This is a genomic window from Lysobacterales bacterium (assembly GCA_016721845.1).
Taxonomy (GTDB): domain Bacteria; phylum Pseudomonadota; class Gammaproteobacteria; order Xanthomonadales; family Ahniellaceae; genus JADKHK01.
Window position 1 is genome coordinate 990,391 of the sequence record JADKHK010000013.1, and the last position, 16,681, is coordinate 1,007,071.

The window sequence follows — 16,681 nt, forward strand, 5'->3', positions numbered from 1 at the left end:
CGATTCTAGGCACGAAATCTGACACCGCAAGCGATGTTTGAAGCATTCCGCTGCGTGCGGCCGCAGATTACGCTCAGCACACATGTCCGCGGCCACGCCCACGCAGATCGAACTCGTCGATGCCTTCGGCGCCGGGATCTATCTGCTGATGCTGATCACCCATGCCGATCTCTGGTGGCATCGCCGCGGTCGAAGCTCACACTTCTGGCTGGCGACCTCGGCCATGGGTGCGCTGATTGTCAATCTCAGCGGCGCGGTGGTCCGCCGTGCCGGAGGCGACGTCCATCACGGGATCAGTGCCCTGAACATGCTGGGCATCGCGCTCGCATTGGTCAGCCTGTTCGAGTTGGCGCAATCGATCGCTGGGCAGCGGAGTACCCGCCTCGTCCGGATCCTGCAGATCGGGACGTTGCTTCCTGCCCTCGCCACCCTTGCGCTCGGGCCAAGCGGCCTGGATGCCGTCCTCTACGTGATGAGTCTCCTCTTCCTCATCGCCGCGATGATCCGGTCCATCCGGTTTGCGCGATCGGGCGACTCCGAATCGCGCGCGCTGGCCATCGGCCTGACCCTGCTGCTGGTGACGCTGATCTACGACATGCTTTCCGAACTCAAATGGATCGCACGGATCGACGGTACACCGGTGCTGGGTTTCAGCATCCTGTTCATCACCGCAGCACGCGCGCTCAGCCTGAGATACGACCGCGAGCATCGCGAACTGGTGGGCCTGCGTGGCGAACTGGAATCCCGCGTGCAGCGGCGCACGCGCGAACTCGAAGCGGCGAACCGGCAGCTGGACGCGCTGTCGCGCACCGACCCGCTGACCGGCCTCGCCAACCGGCGCAGTTTCATCGCGACGGCCACAGAACGGATCCAGAGTGCGCCTTCCGCCTTGCTCATGATCGACATCGACCACTTCAAGCGGATCAACGACAACCACGGTCATGAGGTTGGCGACGGCGCCCTGTGCGCCGTGGCGCGCGCGCTGACGCAAGGCGTGAGCGACGCCGGCTTGCTTGCTCGATGGGGCGGCGAGGAGTTCATCGTCCTCCTGCCGGAACCGGGCGCCGCCGCCATGGCCGACGCATTGCGCCTTGGCGTCGAGCAGATCGCATTGCGTTCTCATGGCATCGATCTAGCGATCACGGCCTCGTTCGGGCTGGTGCGTTGCGGAACCGGTCGTGACCTCGACGAGCGCATCGCCGCCGCCGATCGCGCGCTGTATCAGGCGAAGCAACAGGGTCGCAACCGCGTGGTCGTCGCGACCGATTGAAGGCCCGTGTCCGCATGGATCGGGATTCCGCGTTCCGTGTATCGTCGCCCTGTTTCCCCGGACTCCCGCATGCACCCGCCCAAACGTTCCTACTTCGCCTACATCTCGGCCCTGCTCGGCGTGCTGTCGCTGATCGGCGTGCTCTGTTTCCATTTTCCGGAACTGCTGACCAGCAAGGAATTCCGCAACGCCTACACCGAGGACTTCGCACGCAACCTGATGCTGGTGGGGCTGATCGCGGCCTTCCTGCTCGGCACGCTGGCGATCCTGCGTGGCCGCAACCGGCGTGTGGCGATGCTCGGGGTCGGCACCGCGACCCTGGCGGTCCTGCTCGGCGGCAGCGATGTGCAATTCAACGCGATCGGCCAGACGCCTTACTCGCTCGGCCTCGACTGGTTCGTGATCTCGCTGTTCTTCTCGGCCCTGGTGTTCGTCCCGATCGAACAGTTCCTCGGCGCACGGGCGCAGTCGCCGCTGCGACCGGAATGGCGCACCGACATCGGCTACTTCTTCCTCACCCATGTGCTGGTGCAATTCATCCTGATCCTGGTCACCGCATCGACCACGCAAATCGCGGCATTGGCGCAATTCCCCGGCCTGCAACAGACCATTCAGTCGTGGCCGGTGTGGCTGCAATTCCTGTGCGCGGTGTTCTTCGCCGATCTCGCCCAGGCCACGCTGCACCGCGCGTATCACAACATTCCATGGCTCTGGCGCTTCCACGCCGTGCACCACTCCTCCGAACACATGGACTGGCTGGCCGGCTCGCGCATCCATCTGGTCGAGGTCGTGCTGACCCGCTCGGCCGTGCTGGCACCGCTGATCGTGCTCGGCTTTTCGGCGTCGGCGCTGAATGCCTACGTGATCCTGGTCGGCCTGCAGGCCGTGCTGGCACATGCCAACCTCGGGCTTCGCTTCGGCTTACTCGAATACCTGATCGTGTTGCCGCGCTATCACCACTGGCACCACGTGCGCGACAAAGCCTATGTCGACGTGAATTACGCCATCCACCTGCCCCTGATCGACATGCTCATGGGCACCTTCAAATTGCCGCCGCAGGGTGAATGGCCTCAGGAATACGGCGTGCTCAAGCCTGAGACCGTGCCCGAAGGCATCCTCAAGCAGCAGTGGATGCCGTTCTCGCGGCGCAAGGTCTGGCGGAACACGCCGACACCCTGAATGCGCCTGCTGCGGGCATACTCGCGGCAGGATCACGAGGACCCGCAATGACGGCACTCTGGCAGCTGAGCGCGACCGAATGGCGTGACCGACTCGCGCGTGGCGAGGTGTCGGCGCGCGAATCGGTGGATGCCCAGATCGAACGCATCGAGGCGGTGAATCCGGCGATCAATGCGCTCGTCGTATCGTGTTTCGACCAGGCCCGCGCGGAAGCCGATGCCGCCGATGCGAAACGTGCGCGCGGTGAAACGCTCGGGCCGTTGCACGGACTCCCGGTGAGCATCAAGGAATGCCTCGCGCTCCAAGGCACCGCGGCGACCGGCGGACTGACCACACGCAAGGCCCTGATCGATACCGTCGACGACCCGCATGTCGCGCGACTGCGTGCCGCCGGCGGCATCGTGCTCGGCAAGACCAATGTGCCGCAGCTGATGTCCTTCGTGGAAACCGAGAATCCGCTCTACGGACTCACCCGCAATCCCTGGCACCACGATCGCGCCTGCGGTGGTTCGACCGGCGGCGAAGGCGCCCTGATCGCCGCCGGAGGGTCGCCGCTCGGATTGGGCACCGACATCGGCGGCAGCATCCGCGTCCCCGCGGCCTTCTGCGGCATCTTCGGCTTGAAGCCGGGCAGCGGGCGCGCGAACGACGCCTGCGGCATCGGCTTCTCGAAAGGCCAGCGCGCCATCATTTCCCAGGCCGGTGTACTGGCGCGCAGCAGCGCCGATGTCGAGCTCGGCACCCGCATCGTGTTCGGCGAGTTCGATGCGCACCGCGCCGGCCCGCCGTACGCGCCGCTCGCCCCTGCACGCGACATCGACTGCGCTGCCTTGCGCGTCGCCCTGATTGAAGACGACGGCGTGTTTCCGATCCATGCCGCGGGCCGGCGAGCAGTGCGCGAAGCCGCGGCGCAATTGCGCGCAGCGGGGGTGACCGTCGACCAGTGGATGCCCCCGCCGCTGATCCAGGCGCAGGAAATCTTCTTCCACCTGCTGTCCAGCGACCGCGGGGCCGAAATTCGTCGACAGCTGGTTGGATCGCCGGTCGATCCGCGCATCGCTCGGCTGCGCTTCTTCGCCTCGCGCGGACGCTGGTTCAACGCCGCGATGGCGTCGTTGCTGCGGGCATTCGGTCAAATCAGCGCCGCCGACATGTTGACCTGCTTCGGCCAGGGCGATACCGATCACTACTGGCGCACGATCATGCGCCAACAGGCCTTCGAACAGCGCTTCGACTCGATGCTGCATGCCGCGGGTTTCGACGCGGTGCTGATGCCGGCTTTCGGCACGCCGCCCTACCGGCATGGCCAGGCCATCGATCTCGGCGTCGCCGGTACCTATTCGTCCTTGTGGAACGTGCTCGGATGGCCGGCCGGCATCGTGCCGGTCACCCGCATTCGCGAGGATGAGACGGCCAGCCGCGCGTCGACGCGCGACCGGGCCGTGCAGGCCGCGGTCGAATGCGAGCGCGATGCCACCGGATTGCCGGTCGCCGTGCAGATCGCCGCTCCGGCTTGGCAGGAAGCGCGCGTCCTGGCACTGATGCAGGCACTCGAAGCACGCGTGCGCAACACGCCGGAATTCCCGCTGACCCCGGTCACGCCGGTCGTTGCGCTCGGCTAGGCTTGCGTCTCTGTTCGCAATCAAGACGACCATGATCCCCAACCTCGGCACTTCCGGCATCGCGCATGCCATCCAGCTGGCCGTCGCGCCGGTGTTCCTGCTGACCGGCGTGTCGGCCCTGCTCGGCGTCCTGGCCAGTCGCCTGGCGCGCATCGTCGATCGGGCGCGCCGTCTCGAGGGATTTGCGGATGGTGACGACGCGAAATCGGCGCGTGCTCGCAGCGAACTGCGGGTGATCGCGCAGCGCGGGCGGGTGGTCAGCTGGGCGATCGCGCTCGGTACGGTGACGGCCTTGCTGATCGCCGCGGTGATTGCGCTCATGTTCATCGGCGCGTTCTTCGGATTCGATGCGTCGGTGCCGGTGGCCCTGCTGTTCATTGCGGCGATGCTGTCGATGATCGCCGCACTGGCCCTGTTCCTGCGCGAAGTCTTTCTCGCCACCGCGACCTTGCGTTTCTCCGGCGCGACCTTCCATGAATTGAGCCGGGGTGCACGTCGGGATGCGTCCCGCGATTGATCGGGATCAGGCGCGGCATCGGCACCGGCGCTAGCATCCGGTCAATCAGGGAGCTGCCATGACCCGCACCGACACCATCGGCGATATCGCCACCGCGCTTGAACGCATTCTCGAACGTTGTCCGAAGGACATCGTCGCCGCGATCCCGCTGGGTCTCGGCAAGCCGAACCGCCTGCTGAACGCGATCTACGCGGTCGTGCGCCGTGACCCGTCGCGCTCGCTCAAGCTGTTCACGGCCTTGTCGCTGGCGCGTCCGCAGCCGAAACCGGGGCTGAAAGCACGCTTCGCGCAACCCTTCATCGACCGCCATTTCGGCGCCGACTATCCCGATCTCGACTACGTGCTGGACCAGCGTGCCGGGCGACTGCCGGCGAACGTGTCGATCCACGAATTCTATTTCCAGTCCGGCGCGTGGCTCGGCAACGACACGGCGCAGCGCCACTACGCCAGCATCAACTACACCCACGTCGCGCGCGACATGGCCGCACGCCAGCCGACCCTGCTGGTGCAGATGGTCGCGCGGCGCGGCGATCGCCTGAGCCTGTCCTGCAATCCCGATGTCACGCTGGAACTGATCGAGCGCATGGCCGCGAACGGACAGCCGCGTCCTTACGTGGTGGCCGTTGTGCACCCGGATCTGCCCTTCCTCGGCAACGACGCCGAAGTCGGCCTCGATTTCGCCGACCTGCTGGTCGAAGACCCCGCCGACTCGCACCGTCTGTTTGCCCTTGCCGCGCGAACCGGTGCTGCCGAGCGAACATGCGATCGGTCTGCATGCCGCCAGCCTGGTCAAGGACGGCGGCACCCTGCAGATCGGCATCGGCGCGTTGTCGGATGCGATCGTGCATGGCCTGCTCTGGCGTGAACGCGATCCTGCCGCATTCGCACACACCGTCCGTGCACTGAGCAGCCTGCGCAGCCCGGACCTCGGCATCGAATGCGGACGCTTCGAACGCGGCCTGTACGGCGCCAGCGAAATGGTCATGGACGGCTTCATGCACCTGCGCAAGGCCGGCATCCTGCGTCGTGAAGTGTTCGATGACCTCGGTCTGCAGCGGCTGATGAACGCCGGCTGCGTCGGCCCGGTCGCGGACGCCTCCACGCTCGATCGCTTCATCGAGGCCGGGCTGGTATCGATGCCGCTGGATCGGCCCTCGCTGCGCTGGCTGCAGAAGTTCGGCCTGGTCGACCCGACGGTGGAACTGGTCGACGGCGAATTGCGCTGGCCGGACGGCATGCGCAGCGGCGCCGACCTGTGCGATCGCGGTGCAAGGCGCATGCTGGTCGAACACATCGAAGGCAAGTCGCTCGTCGGAGGTCGCTATCTGCACGGCGCGTTCTGGCTCGGCAGCCGCTTGCTGCAGGACTGGCTGCGCGAGCTCGACGGCGCCGACTACACCGGCCTGTGCATGACCCGCGTCGCGCACATCAACCAGTTGTATGGCGGACGCGAATCGCTCGACATCGCACAACGGCACGACCCGCGCTTCTTCAACACCTGCATGATGGCGACCGTGTTCGGCGCGGCGGTGTCAGATGGTCTGGCCGATGGTCAGGTCGTGAGCGGTGTCGGCGGCCAGTACAACTTCGTCGCGATGGCGCACGAAATCCCGAATGGCCGCAGCGCGCTGATGTTGCGTGCGGTTCGCGACAACGCCCAGGGGCCGCAGTCGAACATCGTCTGGCACTACGGCTACACCACCATTCCGCGGCATCTGCGCGATCTGGTCGTGACCGAATACGGCATCGCCGACCTGCGCGGCGCCACCGACGAGGAATGCGTGCAGCGCATGCTCGCGGTCTGCGACGCGCGCTTCGTCGATGCATTGATCGCGAAGGCCAAGGCGGCCGGCAAGCTGTCGCGCGACTACACCCTGCCCGACGCCGCGCGGGCGAACACGCCGCAGGGCCTGCAGGATCGCCTGAAGGCCAGCGGCGCACTCGCCCACCTGCCGCGCTGGCCGTTCGGCTGCGATTTCGACGAACGCGAGCTGCGCCTGATCGGTGCGCTGAAGCAGCTCAAGGCCAACACCGCCACGCGTGGCGGCAAGCTGCGCACGCTGGCGAAGGCGGTAATGCGTGGTGCGCCACGGGTCGAACAGCACAACGATTTGCAACGCATGCAGCTGGACGCGCCGGCCAACCTCGGCGAACGCATCGAGGCACGGCTGCTGTGCCTGGCGCTGGACGAGACGGACGCGATGAAGCGCGTTTGACTGCCGTCAATCCACGCCGTCGGTCATCCCCTAGAATGCCCCCTGACCCATTGCGCGGCGCCCGCCGCGAAGCCCGAGCATGTCCCCATCTGCCTTCATCAGCGAGCGCGTGCTCGACGTGCGTCATTGGACCGACGCGTATTTCAGTTTCACCGTGACCCGCGACGACGGTTTCCGCTTCGACAACGGCCAGTTCGTGATGATCGGCCTGATGGTCAACGGCAAGCCGCTGATGCGCGCGTATTCGATCGCCAGCGCCAACTGGGAGGAGCAGCTCGAGTTCTTCTCGATCAAGGTGCAGGACGGCCCGCTGACGTCGCGGCTGCAGCACATCCAGCCCGGCGACGAGGTGATGCTGTCGCGCAAGCCGACCGGCACCTTGCTGATCAGCGACGTGCATCCGGGGCGCAATCTGTATCTGCTGGCGACCGGCACCGGACTGGCACCGTTCCTGTCGATCCTCAAGGACCCGGAAACCTACGAGCGCTACGAACGCGTGATCCTGATGCATGGCGTGCGCAATGCCGAAGACCTGGCCTATCGCGACTATCTGGAACGCGAGATGCCGCGCCATGAATTCCTCGGCGACATCATTCGGCAGAAGTTCTGCTACTACCCGGCGGTGAGCCGCGAGCCGTTCCAGCACCACGGCCGCATCACCACGCTGTTCGACAACGGCCAGTGCCAGTCCGACCTCGGCATCGAGCCGCTGGACCCGAAACACGACCGCGCCATGATCTGCGGCAGCCCGCAAATGCTCGCCGACTTCCGCAAGATCCTCGACACCCGCGGCTTCACCGCCGCCCCGCGCATCGGCACCGCCGGCGAATACGTGTTCGAGCGGGCGTTCGTTGACAAGTAATTCAACGGACGGCCCTCGGTCATGCTGCAGTGATTCAAGGCGCGCGTGCGGTACTCGCGGCGGCAAAACGTGCGCAGGCTGCGGGCAAGCCGCTCGATCGTTTGCGCGCCTGGGCGGTCGCGCTCGCCGAACGCCGCGGCTTCAACAAGGCGGCAGTCGGCCTTGCGAACAAAATGGTGCGCATCATCTGGGCGACGTGGCACCACGCACGCAGCTTCGATGCCGACTAAGGCAAACGCTTCGATCAGGAGATCGCGATGACCAGCGCCTGATCGATACCCGCAGTCAACGCAACACACCCTTTCACCACAGAGCGGCACGTCAACGGATCGATCAGATCAACCTCATCACCAGCGGCTCGGCCGCGGTGTGGCAAGGCCGATAACTATGTCGGACCCTCGAGGTCGCTTGAACGATAGGCCCCACACCTGCGGATTCCATGATGTCCCGGCGGATGATCCCGCCACTTCGAGGACGGATAGACGCTTGCACCGATCCACCCGTGATGAAGCAGAACAGGATCAATCAGGTTGACGTAGGGGAGGAGTCCATAGACGCATAGTTAGGCGTGCTGAATCGGAGCGAGTTGTTGCGATCGAACGCGGCGTGGAACCTCATCCAGTATGGACTTGTAGAGAGCGCTATCGGCGGTTCTTGGGTCAAGCCCTTCAGCAAGAAAGACTGTGTCGGTGTACTTTTGAGGAGATTGCGGAGGGCATGTGGTGAGGCGGGCCTTCCATAGGGGGGAAAGGCAAAAACCGTAGACCACGCAAAGCTTCTCCAGCAGCAGGTTGGCTGCGAAGCGTCCGCTGCTTGAGTGGTTAGAAAGGTCGGGCCTACCAGATCGAATCATCATTTGCCCATTTGGCAAGTACGCCAGCTCGGGATTGGAGGAGCGGACCGAGTTTTGGCCAATGCTCAGGAGTACCGATCGAGATATTGGGATGAGGAATCCCGCGCAGCATGTGGCGAGACCTCAGTCCACCGCTACCGATGAAACCAATGCCTGCCGGGTCGGACTCTGCCTCAGACCAGGGAATGAAATCGGTCGGAGATCTCGCAGTAGGCCAGCTTCATCACCCCGTTGGCTCTCGATGGCCCAAATCGATACGTATGGTGCGACATGCCAAGCCGGCCATTCTCCAATTCGGCCGTGAGGAACCTGCTCTTTGGAAAGGTATGACTCAACCTCTTGGCGGCGATCCATGCACCACCGCTCTTCAAGCTCTGGATCGTCGTATTTGAGAGGCAAGTGGACCTTTCTAACAACAATTATCCGACCAAAGAGTCGGGATATTGGCGCGAGTCTGGCTTTGCTTGCGGATAGGGGTCAAGGAACTTCCTCAGTGCGTGCAGATGCGCGGCGAGGCGCGAGGGAGCGATGGTGGGATCCGGTTGCTGCGTCGGGATAAGGACTATTCCAAACAAAACGCCGGGATAACGCGTCACCCGCAGTCATCGAAGGTACTCGACATCCGCGACGGCCTCCCCCGCGTGAACGAGAGGGAGGCCGGGGCGTTGGAATGACTCAGAAGCGTGCGGTGAATTCGACGCCCCAGAGGCGGGGTTCGTTGACGAAGCCGGTGAGGTTGTTGAAGTCGATGGCGCCGACCAGTTCTTCGGCGTCGGTGATGTTGCGGCCGAACAGGGCGACTTCCTTGTTGCCGTATTCCCAGTTGTAGCCGACGCGCAGACCGCCTTCGACCAAGGCATCGCCGTGGAACTCGGCGGACTCGTACAGGAAGAAGTTGACCTCGTCGCGATACGCCCAGTCGGTGAACACGAACCACTCGGCCCCATCGCCGGCCGGAATGCCGTATCGCGCGGTCAGGTTGCCGATCCACTTCGGCGCGTTCGGCAGCGAGTTGCCATCGATCGAGACGGTGCCGGCGCTGGCACCGGCGGGATCAAGCACGGTGCAGCCGCCGCCACACGGCTGGATCGCGAGGCCAGGATCATTGATCTCGGTGTCGTTGTAGCTCGCGCCCACGGTAATCGAAAAGTGATCGGACAGCAGCGCTTCGAGATCGAGTTCGAAACCCTGGCCGTCGGCTTCCTTGGCATTGATCAGGGTATTGAAGTTGGCCGCACCGCCGACCGCAGTCAGCTGCAGATCGTCGACGGTGTAATCGAACACGGCGAAACCGAGACGCGCGCGTTGCTCGAACAGATCGGCCTTCACGCCGGCTTCGAACGACAGCGAGGTTTCCGAATCGGCCACCGAAATCGTGTTGCCGAACAACAGTCGTCCCTGGATGCTGGGCGCACGGAACCCGCGCGCCACGCGGCCGTAGACATTCACCGCATCGTTCAACGCATAGACCGCGCTCAGGTCCCAGCTGACATCGGAATCGGAAGGACTGGCGTACAAGGGCAGCAAGGCCCCGCCGCCGATCGGCGACTGCGTGCGGAAGGCGACGAAATCCTTCTCGTCACGGGTGTAGCGCACACCGGCGCGCAAGGTCAGATCGTCGCTGGCCTGGTATTCGCCCGAGGCAAACAGCGCCCACGCCGTGTTGTCCTGTTCCTGGCGCGCATAGCCGTTCTGCACGCCGCCCGCCAGGGTGTCGTAGTTGAAGCTGTCGATGCTGATCGACTCGTCGTACCAGAACAACCCGGCCTGCCAGTCGAAGTCGCCCCAGTCATTGGATTCGAAGCGGAATTCCTGCGACAGCTGGCGGTGTTCGGGCAAGCCATCGGCCGATTCCGCCGGGAACGGGATGAAGCCCGGACCGAACGGCGGCGCGAACGACGCACCGTAACCGCCGTCGATGTCGCCACGACTAAGCGAATCGGCGCTCTCGTAACCGCTGACCGAGAACAGCGTGACCCGACCGAGATCGAAACGCAGGCGCGCATTGGCGCCGAAGGTGTCGAGTTCCTGCAGGTTGGTGCCGTCGATCGAGATCGATTCGCGGTCGAAGCCGGGAATCAAGTCATTGCTGCCGTGCTGGATGATGTTGGCGCGGAACAGGCGCGCGGTCCCGTCGAGCGAACGGGCGTGGATATTGAACAGCGCCTCGGTGTCGTCCGAGGGCGCGTACAGCAGCTGCACGCGCGCCGCGAATTCCTTGTAACCCTCGAGTTCGTCGTCGCCGGAGGTCTGCGTGTTGTCGACCCAATCGTCGCGGCGTTGATACAGCGCAGACGCGCGCATCGACCACGCATCGTTCAATCCGCCGCCATAAGCGCCTTCGAAATTGGCATTGCCGAGCGCGCCGTAACTGACCTGCGCGTAGCCTTCGGTCTCCTGCGTGGGACGACGCGACTGGAACTTGAGCACGCCGGCCGGCGTGTTGCGCCCGAACAGCGTGCCCTGCGGGCCACGCAGCATTTCCACGCTGTCCAGATCGAACATCGGGAATCCCTTGAGCAAAGGGTTTTCCTGCACGATGTCGTCATAGACGAGGGATACCGGCTGCGATGCATTCAAGTCGAAATCGGTATTGCCGAGACCGCGGATGTAGAAGCGCGGAAACGCACGCCCGAAGCTCGATTCGATGTTCAGGCTGGGCAAACGCCCGGAGAGCACGCGGATGTCGTCACCACCGGAGCCGATCACGTCCAGCTTCTCGTCGGCGATCGTGGTGATCGAAATCGGCACTTCGTTGACGTTCTCGACCCGGCGCTGCGCGGTCACGGTGACGACGTCGAGCTGCGCCGCGCCTTCCTCCTTGGCGGCGGCGGTGTCGTCGTCCTGCGCGTAGGCCGCACCGCTGCAGCAGACCGCGGCGACGGCAAGCGACAGCAGCGAGCGACGGACTGCGGTGTAGGGATTGTGGTGCGTGCGCATGGCGGTCTCCTCGGGGTCGGGGGAAATCGAGGGTAATCCTTTGCCCGGGGCGAGTGAAGCCGGCAGGTGGCATGACGACATGACGAAACGTGAGCCCGAAGGGGCGAATCGCGCCGACCCATGCCGATCCGGCCGCGCAGCGCGGCCCGCCCTCGCCTATCGTGTGCGCCCCGCTGCATCAGGATCCGCCCATGTCTGCCCGTCTGCTCCTCGCCGCTGCCATCGCGCTCGGCCTCAGCCCCTTGGTCCACGCCGAAGCCACCACCGCCATGCAGCAAGTCGCCGCCGCAAACCCGCTGCTCAAGCCGAGCACGCTGGAATACCAGTTCCCGCCCTTCGACCAGATCAAGGACGAACACTATCTCCCGGCGATCGAGCAGGGCATGCGCGAGCAACTGGCCGAAGTCGCCGCGATCGCAACCCAGAAGGAAGCGCCCAGCTTCGACAACACCATCGTCGCGCTGGAGAAGACCGGCCAGCTGTTCAATCGCGCGACGACGGTGTTCTTCAACCTCAGCGGCACCGTCACCAACGACACCATGAACAAGATCCGCGCCGAGGTCGCGCCGAAACTGGCCGCGCACAACGACGCCATCCTGCTCAACGACGCCCTGTTCCAGCGCGTGAAGTCCCTGTACGACCGCAAGACCGAATTGAAGCTCGATGCCGAATCGGAACGCCTGCTGTGGCGCTACTACACCGATTTCGTGCGCGCCGGCGCCAATGTCTCGGGCAGCGGCAAGGAGACGCTGAAGAAGCTCAACGGCGAGATCGCGACCCTGCAGACCCAGTTCACGCAGAACGTGCTCGATGAAACCAATGCCTCGGGCGTGTATGTCGAGGACCGCAAGCTGCTCGATGGCCTCAGCGACAACGCCATTGCCGCAGCGGAATCGGCCGCCAAGGCCGCCGGCAAGGACAAGGGTTATCTGATCGCCTTGGTGAACACCAGCGGCCAGCCTGCGAATGCCTCGCTCAAGGACCGCGATTTGCGCGCCAAACTGCAGAAGGCCGCGGAGCAGCGCTGCGCCGTCGGTGGTCCCTACGACAATCGCGAGATCGTGCTGCGCCTGGCGAAACTGCGCGCCGAACGTGCGCAATTGCTCGGCTACGCCGACTTCGCGAGCTACGTGCTGGAAGACGAGACCGCCAAGACCACGACCGCGGTCAACAAGATGATGGCCGAACTCGCCCCGGCCGCGGTCGCGAACGCGAAGAAGGAAGCGGCCGAAATCCAGAAGCAGATCGACGCGGCCAAGGGCGGTTTCCAGGTCGCGGCTTCGGACTGGTCGTTCTATTCCGAAAAAGTGCGCGCCGAGAAGTTCGCGTTCGACGAGGCCCAGCTGCGTCCCTACTTCGAGGTCGATTCGGTACTCGAAAACGGCGTGTTCTTCGCCGCCAGCAAGCTCTACGGACTGAGCTTCAAGGAGCGCGAGGACCTGCCGAAGTACCATCCGACCGTGCGCATCTTCGACGTGTTCGACCAGGACGGCGCCAAGCTGGCCCTGCTGATCACCGACATGTATGCGCGCCCGTCCAAGCGCGGTGGCGCCTGGATGACCGAATACGTGTCGCAGAGCGGCCTGCTCGGCACGCACTCCGTGGTCGCCCTGCACTTGAACGTGCCGGAGCCGCCGAAGGGCCAGCCGACGCTGATGAGCTATGACGAGGTCAACACGGCCTTCCACGAATTCGGCCATGTCCTGCACGGCATGTTCTCGAACGTGAAGTACCCGCGCTTCTCGGGCACCAACGTGCCGCGCGATTTCGTCGAATATCCGTCGCAGGTCAACGAGATGTGGATGACCAATCCGACCGTGCTCGCGAACTATGCCAAGCACTACGACACCGGCGCGGCGATGCCGAAGGCACTGATCGACAAGGTGCTCGCCACCGGCACCTTCAATCAGGGCTTCACCACGACCGAATACCTGGGCGCGGCGATGCTCGACCAGCAGTGGCATCAGCTGAAGCCGGAGCAGATCCCGACCGATGCGATCCAGTTCGAGCAGGCGGCGCTGAAAAAGATCGGCGTCGACTTCGCCCCGGTGCCGCCACGTTATCGCAGCACCTACTTCAGCCACATCTTCTCGGGCGGGTACGCTGCCGGTTACTACGCCTACCTGTGGTCCGAAGTGCTGGACGCCGACAGCGTCGAGTGGTTCAAGGAACATGGCGGCCTGAAACGCGAAAACGGCGACCACTTCCGCAAGACCCTGCTCTCGAAGGGCGGCTCGGTCGATGCGATGCAGTTGTTCCGCGACTTCCGTGGCGCCGATCCGAACATCGAGCCGTTGCTGGTGCGACGCGGCCTGAAGTGATTCGGTGAACGCGAGGGGCGGTCGCACGACCGCCCCGACTGGTCAGCACCACGTGCTTCCGCTAGTTTGCGCGGGTACGCGCTGTGCGTCGCTTTCCGAGAAATCTCATGTCCGACGCGCCCTTGCCCGTCTCGATCACCTTTGCCGACCTGGGTTTGCCCGAGTCGCTGCTGAAAGCCTTGTCCGACGTCGGCTACGAATCGCCCTCGCCAATCCAGGCCGCGACCATCCCGCCATTGCTCCAGGGCCGCGACTTGCTCGGCCAAGCCCAGACCGGCACCGGCAAGACGGCCGCATTCGCATTGCCCATCCTCGCCAGGCTGCAACCGCTCTCGCGCACCCCGCAGGCACTGGTGCTGGCGCCGACGCGCGAACTCGCGATCCAGGTTGCCGAAGCCTTCCAGAAGTACGCTCACCACCTGCCCGGCTTCCACGTCGCGCCGATCTACGGTGGCAGCGGCTACGGCACGCAGATCTCGGCGCTGCGCCGCGGCGTGCATGTCGTGATCGGAACACCGGGCCGCATCATCGACCACATCGACAAGGGCACGCTCGACCTGTCGCAACTGCGCCATCTGGTGCTTGACGAGGCCGACGAGATGTTGCGCATGGGCTTCATCGACGATGTCGAGAAGATCCTGCAGAAGACGCCGGCGACGCGGCAGATCGCGCTGTTCTCGGCGACGATGCCGGAATCGATCCGGCGCATCGCGCATACCTATCTGAAAGATCCGGCCGAGGTGAAGATCGCGGCCTCGACCCAGACCGCGCAAAACATCACCCAGCGCTACTGGCTGGTCAGCGGCCTGCACAAGCTCGATGCCCTGACCCGCATCCTCGAAACCGAGCCGTTCGACGCGATGATCGTGTTCGCGCGTACCAAGGTCTCGACCGAAGAACTCGCCGAAAAACTCGAAGCACGCGGCTTCCGCGCCGCCGCGATCAATGGCGACATGCAGCAGGCGGCGCGCGAAAAGACGATCCAGAAGCTGAAGGCCGGCGACATCGATATCCTCGTTGCTACCGACGTCGCGGCACGCGGTCTCGATGTCGATCGCATCAGCCACGTCTTCAATTTCGACATTCCCTACGACACCGAAAGCTATGTGCACCGCATCGGCCGTACCGGCCGCGCGGGCCGTGCCGGCGAAGCCATTCTGTTCGTGACGCCGCGCGAACGCGGCATGTTGCGCGCCATCGAGCGCGCTACCCGCCAACCGATCACGCAGATGCAGTTGCCGACCGTCTCGGCCGTGAACGACCGCCGCATCGAACGCTTCAAGGAAAAGATCATCGAGTCGCTGGCGGCACCGAATCTGTCGGCCTTCCAGCAAATCGTCGAGTCGATCGAGAACGACAAGAACGTGCCGGCGATCGAAATCGCCGCAGCCTTGGCGCGCCTGTATCAGGGCGGCAAGCCGCTGCTGCTCGATGCCTACGATCCGCCGCCGGCACGCGAGTACCAGGAGCGCCCGCGCAGCGAGCGTCCGGAACGTCCAGAGCGACCCGCACGCGGCGAACGCACGCCCTTTGCCGAACGTCCGCGCCGTGAAGCTGCCACCGAACGCCCGCAGCGCGAGTTCAGCGAAGACCGTCCCAAGCGCGAATTCGCCGGCGCCGACCGCCCGAAGCGCGAGTTCGCGGAACGTCCGCCGCAGGACCTCGAGCGTCCGCGCGAACCGCGCGTGCGCGGCGAACCCGAAGTCGGCATGGAGACGTTCCGCATCGAGGTGGGGCACGTGCACGGCGTGAAGCCGGGCAACATCGTCGGCGCGGTCGCGAACGAGATCGATCTCGAAAGCAAGTTCATCGGCCGCATCGACATCCGCGAGGACCACACCTATCTCGACCTGCCCGAGGGCATGCCGGATGACGTGATGGAGCATCTGCGCAAGGTCCGCGTGGCCGGCAACATGATGCGCATCTCGCGCGTCGATGGCGTGCCGCCGCGAGCACCGATCCGCAAGCACGGCGGCGACTTCGACCCGAAGCGCAAGCCGCCGCGCCGCAAGTTCTGATCGAGGGGACCGCGCGATGAGCAACGAACACCGCTCCGTCCGCATCGACGCCGAGCATGCGCCGGTGGCGGAACTCGTCCTGCTCGGGCCAGGTCGCGGCAACGCGATGGGGCCGGACTTCTGGCGCGAACTGCCGACAGCGATCGCAGCGATCGATGCCGCCGCCGACATCCGCGCACTGATCGTGCGCGGCTCTGGCGAACATTTCTCCTACGGGCTCGACCTGCCCGCGATGGCGACCGAGATCGGCACGCTGCTCAATGACGGTGCGCGGGGTCGCGCCGAGATTCCAGCCCTGGCCGAACGCATGCATCGCGGCTTCGCGGCGCTGGCGTCGAGCCGCGTGCCGGCGATCGCCGCGATCGATGGCTGGTGCATCGGTGCCGGTATCGAAATGATCGCGGCCTGCGACCTCCGCATCGCCACGAAGTCGGCGAAATTCGCGTTGCGCGAGGTCAAGGTCGGCATCGTGCCCGATCTGGGCGGCCTCTCGCGCCTGCCGCATCTGATCGGCGACGCGTGGACGCGCGAACTCGCCCTGCTCGGCGACGACATCGACGCCGATACGGCGCTGCGCATCGGCCTCGTCACCCATGTGGTCGACGACGCGAACGCGCTGACGCAGGAAGCGCGGCGCCTCGCAACACGGCTTGCCGCCCATCCGCCCCTGGTGGTCGCCGCCATCAAGCGCACGATGAATGCCCGCATCGACGCGGACGTCGCTCGCATCAACCGCGACGCCGCCATCCAGAATGGTCTCCTGATGCAGTCGGAAGACTTCGCCGAAGCCATGCGCGCCTTCATGGAACGCCGCGACCCATCGTTCAAGGGACGTTGAGGCCGTGCCCGCCTCGCTCGCCATCATCGGCGGTGGTCCCGCCGG

General features: G+C 64.9%; 12 protein-coding genes. 10 read left to right on the plus strand and 2 right to left on the minus strand.

What is annotated here, in order from left to right:
- Positions 1–82: 82 nt before the first annotated feature.
- The 7 genes from IPP28_11850 (at position 83) to IPP28_11880 (ending at position 7,896) form a co-directional block, all read left to right on the plus strand.
- Positions 83–1,270, plus strand: coding sequence for a GGDEF domain-containing protein (locus IPP28_11850; GenBank protein MBL0041707.1), 1,188 nt, complete (start codon positions 83–85; stop codon positions 1,268–1,270).
- A 69-nt stretch (positions 1,271–1,339) separates the two neighbouring features.
- Complete coding sequence (locus IPP28_11855) at positions 1,340–2,449, plus strand: sterol desaturase family protein (GenBank protein MBL0041708.1); 1,110 nt, start codon at positions 1,340–1,342, stop codon at positions 2,447–2,449.
- A gap of 47 nt (positions 2,450–2,496) precedes the next feature.
- On the plus strand, positions 2,497–4,071 hold the full coding sequence (locus IPP28_11860; GenBank protein MBL0041709.1) for an amidase: 1,575 nt from the start codon (positions 2,497–2,499) through the stop codon (positions 4,069–4,071).
- Between the two features lie 31 nt (positions 4,072–4,102).
- Positions 4,103–4,588: a DUF2721 domain-containing protein gene (locus IPP28_11865; GenBank protein MBL0041710.1), complete on the plus strand. Its 486-nt coding sequence runs from the start codon at positions 4,103–4,105 to the stop codon at positions 4,586–4,588.
- 728 nt (positions 4,589–5,316) lie between these two features.
- Entirely contained in the window at positions 5,317–6,804 is a 1,488-nt protein-coding gene (locus IPP28_11870) for a hypothetical protein (protein MBL0041711.1), read from the plus strand.
- 79 nt (positions 6,805–6,883) lie between these two features.
- Positions 6,884–7,666, plus strand: coding sequence for a ferredoxin--NADP reductase (locus IPP28_11875; GenBank protein MBL0041712.1), 783 nt, complete (start codon positions 6,884–6,886; stop codon positions 7,664–7,666).
- Positions 7,667–7,695: 29 nt separating this feature from the next.
- Entirely contained in the window at positions 7,696–7,896 is a 201-nt protein-coding gene (locus IPP28_11880) for a hypothetical protein (GenBank protein ID MBL0041713.1), read from the plus strand.
- A gap of 746 nt (positions 7,897–8,642) precedes the next feature.
- On the opposite strand, the gene IPP28_11885 is transcribed toward IPP28_11880, so the two are convergent.
- Entirely contained in the window at positions 8,643–8,918 is a 276-nt protein-coding gene (locus tag IPP28_11885; protein MBL0041714.1) for a DUF4826 family protein, read from the minus strand.
- 276 nt (positions 8,919–9,194) lie between these two features.
- A complete protein-coding gene (locus IPP28_11890; protein ID MBL0041715.1) occupies positions 9,195–11,459 on the minus strand; it encodes a TonB-dependent receptor in 2,265 nt (754 codons plus the stop codon).
- A gap of 191 nt (positions 11,460–11,650) precedes the next feature.
- Here IPP28_11890 and IPP28_11895 point away from each other — a divergent pair, with 191 nt between their 5' ends.
- From IPP28_11895 to IPP28_11905, 3 genes are all read left to right on the plus strand, one after another.
- A complete protein-coding gene (locus tag IPP28_11895) occupies positions 11,651–13,780 on the plus strand; it encodes a M3 family metallopeptidase (GenBank protein MBL0041716.1) in 2,130 nt (709 codons plus the stop codon).
- A 107-nt stretch (positions 13,781–13,887) separates the two neighbouring features.
- On the plus strand, positions 13,888–15,798 hold the full coding sequence (locus IPP28_11900; protein MBL0041717.1) for a DEAD/DEAH box helicase: 1,911 nt from the start codon (positions 13,888–13,890) through the stop codon (positions 15,796–15,798).
- A 16-nt stretch (positions 15,799–15,814) separates the two neighbouring features.
- Positions 15,815–16,636: an enoyl-CoA hydratase/isomerase family protein gene (locus IPP28_11905; GenBank protein ID MBL0041718.1), complete on the plus strand. Its 822-nt coding sequence runs from the start codon at positions 15,815–15,817 to the stop codon at positions 16,634–16,636.
- Positions 16,637–16,681 lie beyond the last annotated feature (45 nt).

What these genes read in the sequence shown, in the direction of transcription:
- IPP28_11850 (MBL0041707.1), top strand. Translation starts at nt 83, where the DNA reads ATGTCCGCGGCCACGCCCACGCAGATCGAACTCGTCGATGCCTTCGGC.
- IPP28_11875 (MBL0041712.1), top strand. Translation starts at nt 6,884, where the DNA reads ATGTCCCCATCTGCCTTCATCAGCGAGCGCGTGCTCGACGTGCGTCAT.
- IPP28_11865 (MBL0041710.1), top strand. Translation starts at nt 4,103, where the DNA reads ATGATCCCCAACCTCGGCACTTCCGGCATCGCGCATGCCATCCAGCTG.
- IPP28_11895 (MBL0041716.1), top strand. Translation starts at nt 11,651, where the DNA reads ATGTCTGCCCGTCTGCTCCTCGCCGCTGCCATCGCGCTCGGCCTCAGC.
- IPP28_11860 (MBL0041709.1), top strand. Translation starts at nt 2,497, where the DNA reads ATGACGGCACTCTGGCAGCTGAGCGCGACCGAATGGCGTGACCGACTC.
- IPP28_11905 (MBL0041718.1), top strand. Translation starts at nt 15,815, where the DNA reads ATGAGCAACGAACACCGCTCCGTCCGCATCGACGCCGAGCATGCGCCG.
- IPP28_11900 (MBL0041717.1), top strand. Translation starts at nt 13,888, where the DNA reads ATGTCCGACGCGCCCTTGCCCGTCTCGATCACCTTTGCCGACCTGGGT.
- IPP28_11890 (MBL0041715.1), bottom strand. Translation starts at nt 11,459, where the DNA reads ATGCGCACGCACCACAATCCCTACACCGCAGTCCGTCGCTCGCTGCTG.
- IPP28_11855 (MBL0041708.1), top strand. Translation starts at nt 1,340, where the DNA reads ATGCACCCGCCCAAACGTTCCTACTTCGCCTACATCTCGGCCCTGCTC.